The following is a 13738-nucleotide window of genomic DNA, read 5'->3' on the forward strand; positions in this document are numbered from 1 at the left end:
GAGAAAAACAATGGCGCTCGAAGAGTTCAAGGCCCAGATCAGCCTGCTGCTCGAGGAGATGGTCAACCAGCCGGAAGACCAGCATGAAGTGCAGGAACGGCTGCGCGAGAAGCTGAATGAAATGCGCGCCATGGGCCTGCCGCTGCCGGCGGATCTCGTTGAACTGGAAAAACGCCTCGACGACGATTTTTACGCTGCGGGAAGCTGATCCATTTCACCAGCCCATGTGGCGCCGACCGGTGACGGCGCACGGTTGAACTCATCTTCATATTTAAACAGCACGCCAGCCCTCGGCCCCGCCGTGGCATCATTCATTGTTTGAACCACGAACTGGAATGTCCGGCCGCTGCAATGTAGCTGCAATCTCCTTGATGTGACTGGGGCGGGGGCAGCCGGAGCACATACTTATGCGAATCATGTTGGTCGAAGACGAGCGCGAGATGGCGAACGCGCTCTGCTCGGTGCTGGCGAAACACGACATGCTGGTCGACCACGTCATGACAATCGGCGCGGCCATGGAGGCGGTCCAGACTTTCCAGTATGACGCCATCCTGCTTGACCGGCAGCTGCCGGACGGCGACGGCCTGACGCTGCTCCCGAAATTGCGCGAGCGCGGCATGTCCGTGCCGGTGATCGTGCTGACGGCCAAAGGCGATCTCGCCGACAGGGTCATCGGCCTCGATACCGGTGCCGACGACTATCTGGCCAAACCATTTGCCCTTGAGGAATTGCTGGCCCGGCTGCGCGCCGTGATGCGCCGCCCTTCCGGCATCGCCGAAGACATGTTGCGTCTTGGCCAGCTCACCTTCGATTTCGGCAATCGCCAGGCCATGGTCGCGGATCAGGTCATGCCGCTGCGGCGGCGGGAATTGCTGGTTCTCGAAGCCCTGGCCAAACGCCGGGGGCGGACCGTGCTTCGTTCGGTGCTCGAAGAGGCCGTCTATTCCTTCGATGACGAGATCCAGTCGAACGCGCTCGATACGCACGTGTCGCGCCTGCGCAAGAAACTCACCGAGGCCGGCGCCGGCGTGGAAATCCATCCGGTGCGCGGCGTCGGCTACCTGATGAAGCGGGCGTCATGAAAAAACCGGCGCGCTCACTGAAATGGCGGTTGGTCTGGCAGCTGCTCTTGCTGCAGGCGATCGTGCTCGGCATTCTCATGACCAGCGTCGTCACCATCGTCATCCGCGCCAACCTCCCCGCCAAGATCATGGACGACAGCGCCGGCTCGATCGTCGCCAACGCCGTTTCACGCAACCCGGCGGGAGAACTGACGCTGGATCCGTCGTCCGAGCTGATAGGACTCGGCAAGGAAGCCCCCGGCTTCTGGTTCGTGGTGGTCGATGACCACGGCAAGTCCATCTCACGCGGCACCATTCCGTCCGCCTTCAAACACCTGGCGGAGCATCTCGACCAGTTCAGCTCTGGAGAAATCACGGCGCTGGACGCCGGCGAGGAGCTTTCAGGGGTGATCCAGACGCTCACCACCAAGGCCGGCGCCTTCAAGGTCCTCGCCGGCAATGGCCAGATGCTGAGCGTATCCTACATCGCTGTCGTGGTCTCGCAGCTGATGATCCTGCCGCAGTTCGCGATCCTGGCCCTGGTGACACTCATCGCCATTCCACTCATCGTCACGCGCGCCTTTGCCGGCATGAGGGAAATCGCCGTCGACGCGCAGCGCATCGACATCGACCAGCGCGGCACCCGGCTGCCGGTCGGCAACGTGCCGGCGGAAGTCGCCCCGCTGGTCAAGGCGGTGAATGAAGCGCTGAACCGGCTCGACGAAGGCTATGGCCGGCACAAACGCTTCCTGGCCGATGCCGCCCACGAATTGCGCACGCCGATCGCCATCCTGCAGACCCGGCTTGAGGATCTGGCGTCCGGGCAGGACCAGGATCGCCTGCTGGCGGATGTCGCGCGCCTGTCACTGATGGCCGACCAGTTGCTCGACCTGCAGCGGCTCGACCATGAACCGCGCCGGTCATTCCCGGTCGATCTCGTGGCGATGGGCATGACGGTAACCGCCGAGCTGGCGCCGCTCGCCATCGCGGCCGGCTACCGGCTGTCCTACGAGGCCGGCAAGGACCCGGTGCTGATCGCGGGCGACCAGGCTTCGCTGCAGCGCGCCGTCACCAATCTCGTCCAGAACGCCATCGAGCATGCCGGTGGCCGTGGCGAGATTGTCATTGCTGTGGAACGCAGCGGCACCATCGAGGTCCGCGACGAGGGCCCGGGCATTCCTGACGAGCATCGCGAGCATATTTTCGAGCCGTTTTATCGAGTGCAGGCGCGCGACCATGGCGCGGGGCTCGGGCTGCATCTGGTGCGCGAAGTCGTGCGGCGCCATGACGGCCAGGTCTCTGTGGCCGATGGCCCGCGCGGCGGCTCATTGTTTCGCATCACGCTGCCGCTCATGGCAGCCTGATCGGCGAGAGGCGCTTTGGAATTCGGGGGGAAATCTCGCCTCAATTGATGGTGGCGTGGAACGATTCCGCTGATCGACCCGTTTCTGCTCTTCGTGGTGTGGTCTCGTCTTGGTGACCGGTTGGGAGGGCAGGATGATCCGATTGGCCGGGCTGACGATTCCCACCCTGTTTTTAGCCACTGCCGCGTTCGCCCAGCAGGCGGGTGAGCCGGTTCTGAAAGGTGCTGCAGCCTTTGGCGACTGGCATGCCGACAAACCGGGCGTGCGCCGGCTGATCAGGCCGGAAGACCTGCCAAAACCCTATGTCACCAAATCCGCCTCGAACGGCGCCGGTCTGGTCGAGCGGCCGCAAGGCGCCAAGCCACAGCTGCCGCCAGGCTTTTCGGCCGAGATGATCGCCTCGGGCATCGACAACCCGCGCGCTGTCCGTGTCGCCCCGAACGGCGATCTGTTCGTCGCCGACAGCGAGGCCAACCAGATACGCATCTATCGTCTCGGCGAGGGCAGTGCGAAGCCCGCCGCAAGCGGCATTTTCGCCGGCAGTCTCAACCAGCCCTACGGCATCGCCTTCTATCCGCCTGGCGACGACCCGCAATGGGTCTATGTCGCCAACAGCGACAGCATCGTGCGCTTTTCCTACCACAGCGGCGACCTGAAGGCCTCCGGTGAACCCGAGCCCATCGTCGACGGCATCCCGTCCAACCATCACTGGACGCGCGACATCGCGTTCTCGCCAGACGGCAAGACGATGTATCTTTCGGTCGGCTCCGGTTCGAACGCCGCCGAGGACATGGACAACGAGCCGACGGGTGGGCTCGACGCCTGGGTCAAATCAAAGCCGCTCGGCGCCGCCTGGGGATCCGAGGATGGGCGCGCCGATGTCCTGGCTTTCGACCCGGACGGCAAGAACGGACGCATCGTCGCCACCGGCCTGCGCAACTGTTCGGGCATGACCGTCCAGCCAGCGACAGGCGCGCTGTGGTGCGTCGTCAACGAGCGCGACGCGCTTGGCGACAATGTGCCGTTCGAATACGCGACATCGGTCAAGGACGGCGCCTTCTACGGCTGGCCCTGGTATTATATCGGCGACAACGAGGACCCGCGCCACAAGGGCGAGCGCCCCGACCTCGCGGGCAAGGCGACCATTCCCGATGTGCTGATGCAGGCGCATTCGGCGCCGCTCAACATCACCTTCTACACCGGAAAGAGCTTTCCCGCCGAGTACGATGGCGACGCTTTCGTCGCCCTGCACGGCTCGTGGAACCGCGGCAACAGGACCGGCTACAAGGTGGTGCGGCTGAAGTTCAGGGACGGCAAGGCGACCGGCGAATATGAGGACTTCATCACCGGCTTCGTCGTTTCCAATGGCGACGTCTGGGGCCGGCCGGTCGGCGTGGCTGTCGCCCATGATGGGGCGTTGATCGTCACCGAGGATGGCAACGGCACCATCTGGCGCATCACCCACGAGTAGTCCCACCGGGTGCAGCCTGCCGCCGCTGCTCTGGTGCAACTAAATCCCGGACCAGGGAATTCCCGATGATCCGGTTTTGTGTGAAAAGGCCTTTCAGCTGAAGGTCGCCACCATGACGCTCACCGGATTCCTTGCCTATAGCGCCGCGCTCGGCATCGCCGCCGCCATTCCCGGCCCCGGCGTCACCGCGCTTGTGGCGCGCGCGCTCGGTTCGGGCTTTCGCTCGTCGCTCGCCATGTCGTTCGGGCTGATGATCGGCGATCTTACCTATCTCACCGCCGTGGTGCTCGGCCTTGCCTTCGTCGCCCACACCTTCGGCATGGTTTTCCTCGCCATCAAATGGCTGGGTGTCGCCTATCTTGCCTTCCTGGCCTGGCGCTTCTGGAACAGCGGCATTACGGCAGAGACGATCGAGGCGAAGAAGGGCAAGGGCGGGCTTGTCGCCAGTTTCCTGGCCGGGCTCACTGTCACGCTCGGCAACCCGAAGACGATGATCTTCTATCTCGCCATCACACCGACCATCGTCGACCTGAAAACCATTACGTTGGCCGACTACGGCATTCTCGTCGCGCTCACGATCCTCGTTTTGCTGGTGGTGCTGCTGCCCTATCTGGCGCTGGCGGCCAAGGCGCGCTGGTTCCTCAAGTCGCCGCGTGCGCTCAAGGCCCTGAACCGTACGGCAGCCGGCTTCATGATCGGCGCGGCGGCGGCGATTGCCGCCCGCCAATAACCAGCTTCACGCCAAACCATTCCGGCAACAGCTTGCTTCGCAAAATGTTTTTCCGAGGGAAAGGCGTTTTCAGCATGGCTCCCACTCGGATATTGTCGGCCGACAGCCTATGTTGCGCGACTGGATGTCCTATCCTGGCTGCTCTGTGCCAGCCGTTTGAGTTTGCCTGAATCCTGGGAGCAAAACCAATGAACAAGCCCGCCACCTCCGCACGCGTGCCCGGCCGCGGCCGCGTCTACAATTCGATCACCGAAACAATCGGCGACACGCCGCTGGTGCGGCTCGACAAATTCGCCAAGGAAAAGGGCATTGTCGCCAACCTGGTGGCCAAGCTCGAATTCTTCAATCCGATCGCTTCGGTCAAGGACCGCATCGGCGTCGCGATGATCGAGGCGCTGGAAGCCTCCGGCAAGATTTCCCCCGGCAAGACCACGCTGGTCGAGCCGACCTCGGGCAATACCGGCATCGCGCTGGCCTTCGCCGCCGCCGCCAAGGGCTACAAGCTGATCCTGACCATGCCCGAGACGATGTCGATCGAGCGCCGCAAGATGCTGGCCCTGCTTGGCGCCGAGCTGGTGCTGACCGAAGGGCCGAAAGGCATGAAGGGCGCCATCGCCAAGGCCGATGAACTGGCGGCGACCATTCCCAACGCCATCATCCCGCAGCAGTTCGAAAACCCGGCCAATCCGGAAATCCATCGCACGACGACGGCAGAGGAAATCTGGAACGATACCCAGGGCGACGTCGATATATTCATCGCCGGCATCGGCACCGGCGGCACCATAACCGGCGTCGGCCAGGTGCTGAAGAAGCGCAAGCCCTCGGTGCAGATCGTCGCCGTCGAGCCGGAAGCCTCACCGGTTCTGTCGGGCGGCCAGCCCGGCCCGCACAAGATCCAGGGCATCGGCGCCGGCTTCGCGCCGAAAATCCTCGACACCACGGTCTATGACGAGATCGTCAAGGTTTCCAACGAGGACTCCGTCGCCAATGCGCGGCTTGTCGCCCGCCTCGAAGGCGTGCCGGTCGGCATCTCGTCGGGTGCGGCTCTGCAAGCGGCGATCGTCGTCGGCTCCCGGCCGGAGAACAAGGGCAAGACGCTGGTCGTCGTCATCCCATCCTTCGCCGAGCGCTATCTGTCGACGATACTGTTTGACGGGCTCGGCGCATAACCCAGCCGACAGGCTGGCCCGCAGAAAAAAGCCGCCGTGGCGGCCGCCGCTCGCTTGAGCGGGAGGCTGGTTCCGTATCATATCGCCGGCGGCCCGCTTTGTGCGGGCCGGTGGAGGATTTTATGTACAAGCTCTATACCCGCCCGGGCAGTGGCGGCTTCGTCGTCGAGGCGGCACTTGCCCTGGCCAACGCGCCTTTCGACCAGATCGACGTGCCCAGGTCGGACCAGCCCGATCCGGCCTTTCTTGCCATCAGCCCGCTGAACCAGGTTCCGGTGCTGACCTTGCCGGATGGCCGTTCGATGACCGAATCGGCGGCGATCTGCATCCTGCTTGCCGAACAGCATCCCGATGCCGGCCTGGCACCGGCTGTCGACGAGCCGGCCCGCATCGACTTCCTACGCTGGATGGCCTTCATGTCGTCGGTGCTCTATCCCGCCATCCTGCGGCTCTACTATGCCCATCGCTACACCACCGATGCCGATGGCACCGAGGCGGTGAAGCAGGCCGCGCTTGCCGAAATGGACCGCGGCTTCGCGGTTCTGGACAATGCACTGAGGGGCCGTGACTGGCTTGTCGGCGACAGCCTGTCCTTGGCCGACATCTATCTCGTCATGCTGGTGGCCTGGCATCCCGACCCCGAAAAAGCACGGGCGGCCTGGCCTGATATCGAACGGCTGTGGGCCGAGCTGCGCGCGCATCCCTTGATGAAGAAGCTCAACGCGTCGCACGAGATGTGGCCGGCCTGAGCCGAATTGCCGGGAGCCACGCGCCTTCCGGCATTCAGTTTTTGACGAGCGCCGCGCGTCTTGCCTGCAGGAAGCGCCGCACCGCCGGATCCCGCTCGAGGCCGATTGCCCGATCATAGGCCTCGGCGGCATCCGCTGTCCTGCCGAGCCTGGCGAGCAGACCCGCGCGGGCCGCCCAATAGGGCTGATAATCGGCAAGCCGCTTGTCGTCGCTGAGTTCGTCGAGTGCGGCAAGACCCGGTCCTGCGCCGTCGGTCTCGGCGACCGCCACGGCGCGGTTGATCGCCACGATAGGCGAACCGGCAATCATCGACAGTGCATCATAGAGACTCCTGATGGCGGCCCAGTCGGTCAGGCCGGTGCGCCGCCGGGCGGCATGCGCGGATTGCACCGCCGCCTCCAGCTGGTAGCGGCCGATAACGCCTTTGGTCGCGGCGTGGCCGAGCAGGGCCTCGGCTTCATCGATCAAGGCATCGTCCCACAAGGCGCAATCCTGCTCGGCCAGCGGCACATAGTCGCCGGCGGCATCGCGGCGGGCCGGCCGTCGCGCCTCGGCAAACAGCATCAGCGCAAGCAGCCCAAGCGCCTCCGGTTCGTCAGGCAACAGCGAGGCGACCAGCCGGCCAAGCCAGATGCCTTCCGTCGCCAGATTGCGGCGCCTCGTCTCGGTGCCGGCAGGGTCGGACCAACCCTCGGCGAAGGCCGCATAGATTGCCTCCAGTACCGCGTCCAGCCGCTCGCCCAGCTCGGCTCTCTCGGGAACGCGAAATGGAATGCCGGTCTCGCGGATCCGGGTTTTGGCGCGCACCAGGCGTTGGCCCATGGTGGCCGGCGAAACCAGGAAGGCGGACGCGATCGTCGCGGCGTCGAAACCGAGCACCGTCTGCAGGATCAATGGCGCGCGCACTCCGGCCTCGATCGCCGGATGGGCACAGGCAAACATCAGCCGCAGCCGTTCGTCGGGCAGGTCTTCGTCGACCATGTGTGTCTCCATCTCCTCGGCGATGAGCTTGAGGTGGCCCTGGCCGGCTTCACTGGTCAGCCGCCGCCGCACCGCGTCGACGCGGCGCCGCCGCGCCACCGCAAGCAGCCATGCTTCCGGTTTCTCGGGCACGCCGGTCTGGGGCCAGCGCTCGAGCGCGGCAGCAAAGGCATCGGCCAGCGCGTCCTCCGCCGAAGCCACGTCACGTGTGCGCGCGGCGAGATAGGCAACCAGCTTGCCGTAGCTTTGCCGGGCGGCGGCTTCCGCTGCCGCCCGCACTGCATCCGGCCGGCTGATCATCGCGGCAAGTAGTCCGCGTGCGCCCAGATCGGCCGCACTTCCAGTGTACCGGTGCTGGCTCCAGGGCAGCGTGACGCCCAGGAAATCGCCGCGTCCGCATCCTCGGCCTCGATCATGTAGAAGCCGGCGAGCTGTTCCTTGGTGTCGGCATAGGGACCATCGAGCACATTGGTCTTGCCGCCGGCCACCCGGACAGACGTCGCGGCGCTCGTTGGCTTCAATCTCTCGCCGCCAACCCACACGCCGGCCTTCTTCATCGCCTGGGTGTAGGCGTCATACGCCGCGGTCATCTGGGTTGCGGCTTCCTTTGGCGCGGCTGCCATCCCGGCTTCGTTCCCATAGATGAGAAGCAAATACTGCATGGTCGTCTCCTTTGGTTTTCAGGGCCGCTTCGTTGCGAAGCAGACGTATGTCGCGCCGCCTCGCCCGATTTCGACAGGCGCTGGAAAAATCTTTCGGCGCCGGCGGCATTTCACGCAAGCTGGCATGCGCGGCCGCCATGCTCAACCGTTCGCATAATCCGGCATTCGTCCAATCCGGCGGAATTGCGGGTTGGCATTTCCGGTCCGCCGTCTAGAGTTGTTCGGGCGGCACCGGGGAGGCGGTGCGGCGGCCACTATTTTCAGGGAGGAGATCAGAATGTCCCATTTCAGAACGAAGTTTGTTGCGGCAAGCGCGCTGGCGCTTTCGCTTGGCCTGGGCGCGGTGTCGGCCAAGGCGCAGGAATTCATCAATGTGCTGACCGGCGGTACGTCGGGTGTTTATTACCCGCTCGGCGTCGCTCTGTCGGAAATCTACGGCAAGGGCATAGAGGGCGCCCGCGCCCAGGTGCAGGCAACGAAGGCCTCGGTCGAAAACCTCAACCTCTTGCAGCAAGGCAAGGGCGAGATTGCCTTCGCGCTTGGCGATTCCGTCAAGCTGGCGGCGGAGGGCAACACCGAAGCCGGCTACCCCGGCAAGCTCGATAAGCTGCGCGGCATCGCCGCCATCTATCCTAACTATATCCAGATCGTTGCCAGCCAGGAGTCCGGCATCAAGACGCTGGCTGATCTCAAGGGCAAGAGCCTGTCGGTCGGTGCGCCGGCCTCCGGCACCGAGCTCAACGCGCGTGCCATCTTCGCCGCCGCCGGGCTGAAATACGAGGATCTCGGACGGGTGGAATACCTGCCCTTCGCCGAATCGGTGGAGCTGATCAAGAACCGCCAGCTCGACGCCACCTTGCAATCGGCCGGGCTCGGCGTCGCCTCGATCCGCGACCTCGCCACCTCGCTGCCGATCAATGTCGTTGCGGTGCCGGCCGAGGATGTCGCCAAGATTGGCGCGCCCTATCTCTCCGTGGTCATTCCCAAGGGCACCTATGAGGGCCAGGGCGAGGATGTCGCGACCGCCGCCGTCGGCAATTTCCTCATCACCCGAGCCGATGTTTCCGACGAGACGGCCTATCAGATGACGAAACTGCTGTTCGAGCATCTCGACCAGCTCGCCGCCGCCCACGCCGCCGCCAAGGCGATCGATCCAGCCAAGGCGCTGGACGGCATGCCGGTGCCGCTGCATCCCGGCGCCGAGCGCTACTACAAGGAAAAAGGGCTCATCAAGTAGGGCTCCCCCTTGAGGGGGGAGGGTGGCCAGCCGCCGAAGGCGGATGGACGGGTGGGGTCACTGCGGCAGTGCTCCGTCTTTCAGTCAAAAGGCCGAGGCGGTTGAGGTGACCCCATCCGCCTCGCTTCGCTCGGCACCCTCCTCTCAAGGGGGAGGGGCATCCTCGCCAGGAGCTCCAGATGACCAATCCTGAAATCGCTGCCGAGGACGAACCTGTCGAAGGGTTGCCGCCGGGCTTCGGCGAGGGCATCGCCGGCAAGGCAGCGTTTCTGATCGCCGTCGCCTTTTCGGTGTTCCAGATCTATGTCGCCGCCTATGGCAGCATCCCAAGCCAGGTGGTGCGGGCCATGCATGTCGGCTTCCTGCTGCTGCTTGGTTTTGGCCTGATCGCCAATCTGCGGACCAAAAGCGCAGCGGCAAAGGCCATCTTCTGGGCACTTGGCCTGCTCGGCTTCGGCACCGGCCTGTACAATTGGGTGTTCTACACCGACCTCATCCGCCGCTCCGGCTTCCTGACCACGCCGGACCTGGTCGTCGGCACGGTGCTGGTGGTACTGGTCTTCGAGGCGGCGCGCCGGTTGATGGGGCTGCCCCTGGCGGTCATTGCCTTCATCTTCCTTGCCTATTGCTTTGTCGGCAATCATCTGCCGCCGCCCCTGATCCATCGCGGCTATGATTTCGCCCAGCTGGTCGACACGTTCGCCTATGGCACCGAAGGCATCTACGGCACGCCGATCTACGTTTCAGCCGCCTATATCTTCATCTTCGTCGTCTTTGCCGCCTTCCTCGAACGGGCCGGCATGATCGCGCTTTTCAATGATTTCGCGCTGGGCCTGGTCGGCACCTGGCGCGGCGGCCCGGCACAGGTCTGCGTGCTGTCGTCGGCGCTGATGGGCACCATTTCCGGTTCCGGCGTCGCCAATGTCGTCGCCAGCGGCCAATTCACCATTCCGCTGATGAAGCGCTTCGGCTTCCGCTCGGCCTTTGCCGGCGCCGTCGAGGCGACCTCCTCGATGGGCGGCCAGATCATGCCGCCGGTGATGGGGGCGGTCGCCTTCATCATGGCCGAGACGCTGAACATTCCTTATGCCGAGGTGGTCAAGGCAGCGATCATCCCGGCGCTGCTCTATTTCGGCGCCTGTTTCTGGCAGGTGCACCTGGAGGCCGGCAAGGCCGGCCTGCACGGCATGGCCAAGGACGAGCTGCCCAATCCGTGGGACGCGGTGCGCAAGCACTGGCCGCTGGTGCTGCCGCTCGCGGCGCTGATCTACCTTCTGTTTGCCGGCTACACACCGATCTTCGCCGGGACGATGGGCCTGGCGCTGACCATCGTGCTCATCCTCGGTACGCCGCTGGCGGCACTGATCGGACCGCTGGCTTTCCGCATCGTCTTCTGGCTGGCGCTGGGGCTTGCCGCGGCATCCTTCATGAAGTTCGGCGTCAACATCCTCGGCCTGGTCATATCAGGGCTCGTGATCGCCTGTCTCGGCTTCAAGGGCGGCCGTGAGACGCTGCAAATCTGCGTGGATTCGCTGGCCGAGGGGGCGAAGAACGCACTGCCGGTCGGCATTGCCTGTGCCATCGTCGGCATCGTCATCGGCACGCTGACGCTCACCGGCATCGCCTCCACCTTCATCGGCTGGATCATCTCGATCGGCGCGAACAATCTGTTCCTGTCGCTGGTGCTGACCATGCTTACCTGCCTGGTGCTCGGCATGGGCATCCCGACCATTCCCAACTACATCATCACCTCGTCGCTGGCCGGGCCGGCGCTGCTGTCGCTTGGCGTGCCGCTGGTGGTCAGCCACATGTTCGTCTTCTATTTCGGCATCATGGCGGATCTCACGCCACCCGTGGCGCTGGCCGCCTTCGCCGCCGCCCCGATGGCCAAGGAAAGCGGCCTCAAGATCGGCATCCAGGCGACCAAGCTTGCCATTGCCGGCTTCGTCGTGCCGTTCATGGCGGTCTACACCCCGGCGCTGATGCTGCAGGACGCCGGCCCGATCGCCGCCCAGTTCGGCTATCCCGTCGAGGTCGCCTATATCGTTGCCAAAGCCTGCATGGGCATCGTGCTGTGGGGCGCCGCCGCTGTCGGTTTCCTCGCCCGCCGCATGGCACTTTGGGAGCGGCTCTTCGCCTTTGCCGGCGGCGTGCTGCTGGTCGCGGCGGTGCCGCTCACCGACGAGACCGGCTGGGCCTTGTCGCTGGCCTGGATCGGCTGGCATTTCTGGCGCGCGCGGCAAGCCAAAGCCGTCGGAACCGCATGAGCCTGTGCATCCTCGCCGCCGGCAAGACGGTGACGCTTGGTGTTGCCGCCTTCACGCTCGCCTGGACGCATTCGGTGGAAAAGACGCGCTGGGAGGAAGACTGGAAGGTGATGCCGTCCGGCCTGCAAGTGATCGAGGCGCGCATAAAGGGTTCAGGAGCCGGCATGGAACCGCCGGAGGGCGCGGTGCTGAAAGATGGCTGGTGGGTCTACGCGCCCAAGGTCGGACCGCAGCCGCGCCTGGTGCTGGCGGCCTCCGGCGCCACGGGCGCGGGCTGGACACTCTGCACCGCTCAGGGTTGCCGCGAACTGGGCAAGGCCGCAGGCGAGACGATTGTGCTCGAACGCTGTGAGCCCGACGGCTCGAGCCAGCCCCGATAGCGCACGATCAGCCCGGTGAGCGGGTGAGAAATCTCGACATGGAAGCGGAACTTGCCGTCCTCCACGGTCTCGAACGAGGTCGAGCGCGGAGAGAGCCACATCGGCAGCGGCAGGCCGAGAACGGTCCAGCGGCGCAGAACCAGTTTCAGCTTTCCATCTTCGGCCACCAGCGCCATGGCGAAGGTCAGCGGCCCGAACCGTTCGCACAACAGCCGCTGCGAGCGGCCTTGGCCGGCAAACTGGCGGCTGAAGAAGGTCTGCGCGTCAAATGTCCGCGTCCAGGTTTCCTCGCCTTTGCTGGTGTCGAACCGGACTCGAACCGGGACATCGGCGCTGGGCCGGGGAAAGCCAACCAGCATGGCGGCGAGCCTTCCGATTGGGTTCTTGCCACGCTCGACACTGGCACGGCCCTCGGCCGACGCGTTGCTGTCGTGCATGGCGCGGATTTCAGCGGGCAAGTCCTGCCAGGCATCGCCGAGCAAGGCGGGATAGAGCGGCTTGTCCTTGTCGCCTGAATCGTCGCGGAAGCCGGTATGGATGGTCTTTGACTCGAACAGCGCTTCATAGTCCTCGAGTTCGAGATCGCGCACCGCGGCCCGTGCGCCGAGCCCATGCGGATGACCGTCCAGCATCTTGCGCACCAGCGCCTCGACCGCCATCGACGGGATCAGCGGCCCGTCACTGCCTTCCGCCAGCAGATGCCATGAGCGTTTGACCACGGCACCCGCCCGGTCCGCGCCCTCCACTGCGACGAACATACCGCCGCGATGTTCGCCCCAGCGCAGCCGGTTGGTCGCCCAATGCATGAGCGGCGACAGTGGAGACAGCGAACGCACCAGGTTGACGCGCGCCAGCCAGGCGAGGCCGATCAGCGCACGATGGAGAATTTCAGGAACCGGTCCGGCGCCCATCCAGATGGTTTTAGCCTCCGGCCAGAGTTCAGCCAGCTCGCGCAGGTCCGGCACGTCAACCAGCGAGAACAGGGTGTTGTGAAGCGGCAGCCGGCCCGGCGGTGCGATGGTGGTTCGCATCTGCTCGGTCAGCGGATAGCCCTGCATCTCCTTGCCGTCGCGCTTCAGCCGCACCGGCTGCCCGGCATAGCCTGCTATGGCGCGGATGACGTTTTCGCCGACACCGGCATAAGGCGATGGCGCAATGCCGCCGCGAATGCTGTCGACCCGCGCCATGTCGGCGGAGAGCCGCCGCACCACGGCCGCCGTCAGCACCGGAAAACTGGAAACGCCAGACAGCACGAACAGACCGGCCTCGCGCGCCGCTGCATCGAAGGCGCTGACGCCGGCAACGAACTCCGATCCGTCGGCGAGGTCGAAATAGTTCACGCCCTGGCCGATACAGGCCTCGATAAGGCGGTAGCGCCCGTCGCCATAGGCCTGGAACGGACCGCTGGCATCGACCACGCACTCAGGCTTGAGCGAAGCCAGCTGCGCGGCGAGATCTCCATCGCGATCGAATGCCGCCGGCAAAAGCCGCGCCGCGACCGCCCCACGGCTCTTGCACCAGGCCTGCGCCTTGGCCAGCGAGCGGCCCGAGACGATCAGGGTCAGGCGCGGTTCGTTTTCCAGCAACTCGATGATGCGGCCGCCAAAGGTGCCATAGCCGCCGACGATGAGAAGCTTCATCCGCTGCGTCTCCCGAAGCTTTGCCC

At 65.0% G+C, this 13738-nt stretch carries 14 protein-coding genes; 11 read left to right on the plus strand and 3 right to left on the minus strand.

Annotation, left to right across the window (positions count from 1 at the left end):
• Positions 1-10 precede the first annotated feature (10 nt).
• From GA829_RS04250 to GA829_RS04280, 7 genes are all read left to right on the plus strand, one after another.
• Entirely contained in the window at positions 11-208 is a 198-nt protein-coding gene (locus GA829_RS04250; RefSeq protein WP_195177311.1) for a hypothetical protein, read from the plus strand.
• Positions 209-407: 199 nt separating this feature from the next.
• Positions 408-1082: a response regulator transcription factor gene (locus GA829_RS04255; RefSeq protein WP_195177312.1), complete on the plus strand. Its 675-nt coding sequence runs from the start codon at positions 408-410 to the stop codon at positions 1080-1082.
• Positions 1079-2425 (plus strand): sensor histidine kinase, encoded by a 1347-nt coding sequence (locus tag GA829_RS04260; protein ID WP_195177313.1) that lies wholly within the window; start codon positions 1079-1081, stop codon positions 2423-2425. Before GA829_RS04255 ends, GA829_RS04260 begins: the two co-directional genes overlap by 4 nt.
• 133 nt (positions 2426-2558) lie before the next feature.
• Positions 2559-3896, plus strand: a complete 1338-nt coding sequence (locus tag GA829_RS04265; RefSeq protein WP_195177314.1) for a PQQ-dependent sugar dehydrogenase — start codon at positions 2559-2561, stop codon at positions 3894-3896.
• Positions 3897-4008: 112 nt separating this feature from the next.
• Complete coding sequence (locus GA829_RS04270; protein WP_195177315.1) at positions 4009-4626, plus strand: LysE family translocator; 618 nt, start codon at positions 4009-4011, stop codon at positions 4624-4626.
• Between the two features lie 188 nt (positions 4627-4814).
• A complete protein-coding gene (cysK, locus tag GA829_RS04275; protein WP_195177316.1) occupies positions 4815-5795 on the plus strand; it encodes a cysteine synthase A in 981 nt (326 codons plus the stop codon).
• A gap of 122 nt (positions 5796-5917) precedes the next feature.
• Positions 5918-6544, plus strand: a complete 627-nt coding sequence (locus tag GA829_RS04280; protein WP_195177317.1) for a glutathione S-transferase family protein — start codon at positions 5918-5920, stop codon at positions 6542-6544.
• Positions 6545-6578: 34 nt separating this feature from the next.
• Here the strand turns inward: GA829_RS04280 and GA829_RS04285 are convergent, their stop codons facing one another.
• Positions 6579-7826: an RNA polymerase sigma factor gene (locus GA829_RS04285; RefSeq protein WP_195177318.1), complete on the minus strand. Its 1248-nt coding sequence runs from the start codon at positions 7824-7826 to the stop codon at positions 6579-6581.
• Complete coding sequence (locus GA829_RS04290) at positions 7823-8188, minus strand: YciI family protein (protein ID WP_195177319.1); 366 nt, start codon at positions 8186-8188, stop codon at positions 7823-7825. The genes GA829_RS04285 and GA829_RS04290 overlap by 4 nt, the downstream gene beginning before the upstream one ends.
• A gap of 47 nt (positions 8189-8235) precedes the next feature.
• Here GA829_RS04290 and GA829_RS04295 point away from each other — a divergent pair, with 47 nt between their 5' ends.
• The 4 genes from GA829_RS04295 to GA829_RS04310 all read left to right on the plus strand — a co-directional run bounded on the left by GA829_RS04295 (position 8236) and on the right by GA829_RS04310 (position 12072).
• A complete protein-coding gene (locus GA829_RS04295; protein WP_195177320.1) occupies positions 8236-8403 on the plus strand; it encodes a hypothetical protein in 168 nt (55 codons plus the stop codon).
• A 62-nt stretch (positions 8404-8465) separates the two neighbouring features.
• Positions 8466-9425, plus strand: a complete 960-nt coding sequence (locus tag GA829_RS04300) for a TAXI family TRAP transporter solute-binding subunit (protein ID WP_195177321.1) — start codon at positions 8466-8468, stop codon at positions 9423-9425.
• A gap of 179 nt (positions 9426-9604) precedes the next feature.
• The gene (locus GA829_RS04305; RefSeq protein WP_195177322.1) at positions 9605-11692 is read left to right on the plus strand and encodes a TRAP transporter permease; all 2088 of its coding nucleotides are present in this window, start codon (positions 9605-9607) and stop codon (positions 11690-11692) included.
• Positions 11689-12072 (plus strand): DUF1850 domain-containing protein, encoded by a 384-nt coding sequence (locus GA829_RS04310; RefSeq protein WP_195177323.1) that lies wholly within the window; start codon positions 11689-11691, stop codon positions 12070-12072. The genes GA829_RS04305 and GA829_RS04310 overlap by 4 nt, the downstream gene beginning before the upstream one ends.
• On the opposite strand, the gene GA829_RS04315 is transcribed toward GA829_RS04310, so the two are convergent.
• Positions 11985-13712, minus strand: a complete 1728-nt coding sequence (locus GA829_RS04315; protein WP_195177324.1) for an SDR family oxidoreductase — start codon at positions 13710-13712, stop codon at positions 11985-11987. The two genes, GA829_RS04310 and GA829_RS04315, sit on opposite strands and share 88 nt — an antisense overlap.
• Positions 13713-13738: the final 26 nt, after the last annotated feature.

Source organism: Mesorhizobium sp. INR15 (assembly GCF_015500075.1).
In the GTDB taxonomy this organism is placed as follows: domain Bacteria; phylum Pseudomonadota; class Alphaproteobacteria; order Rhizobiales; family Rhizobiaceae; genus Mesorhizobium.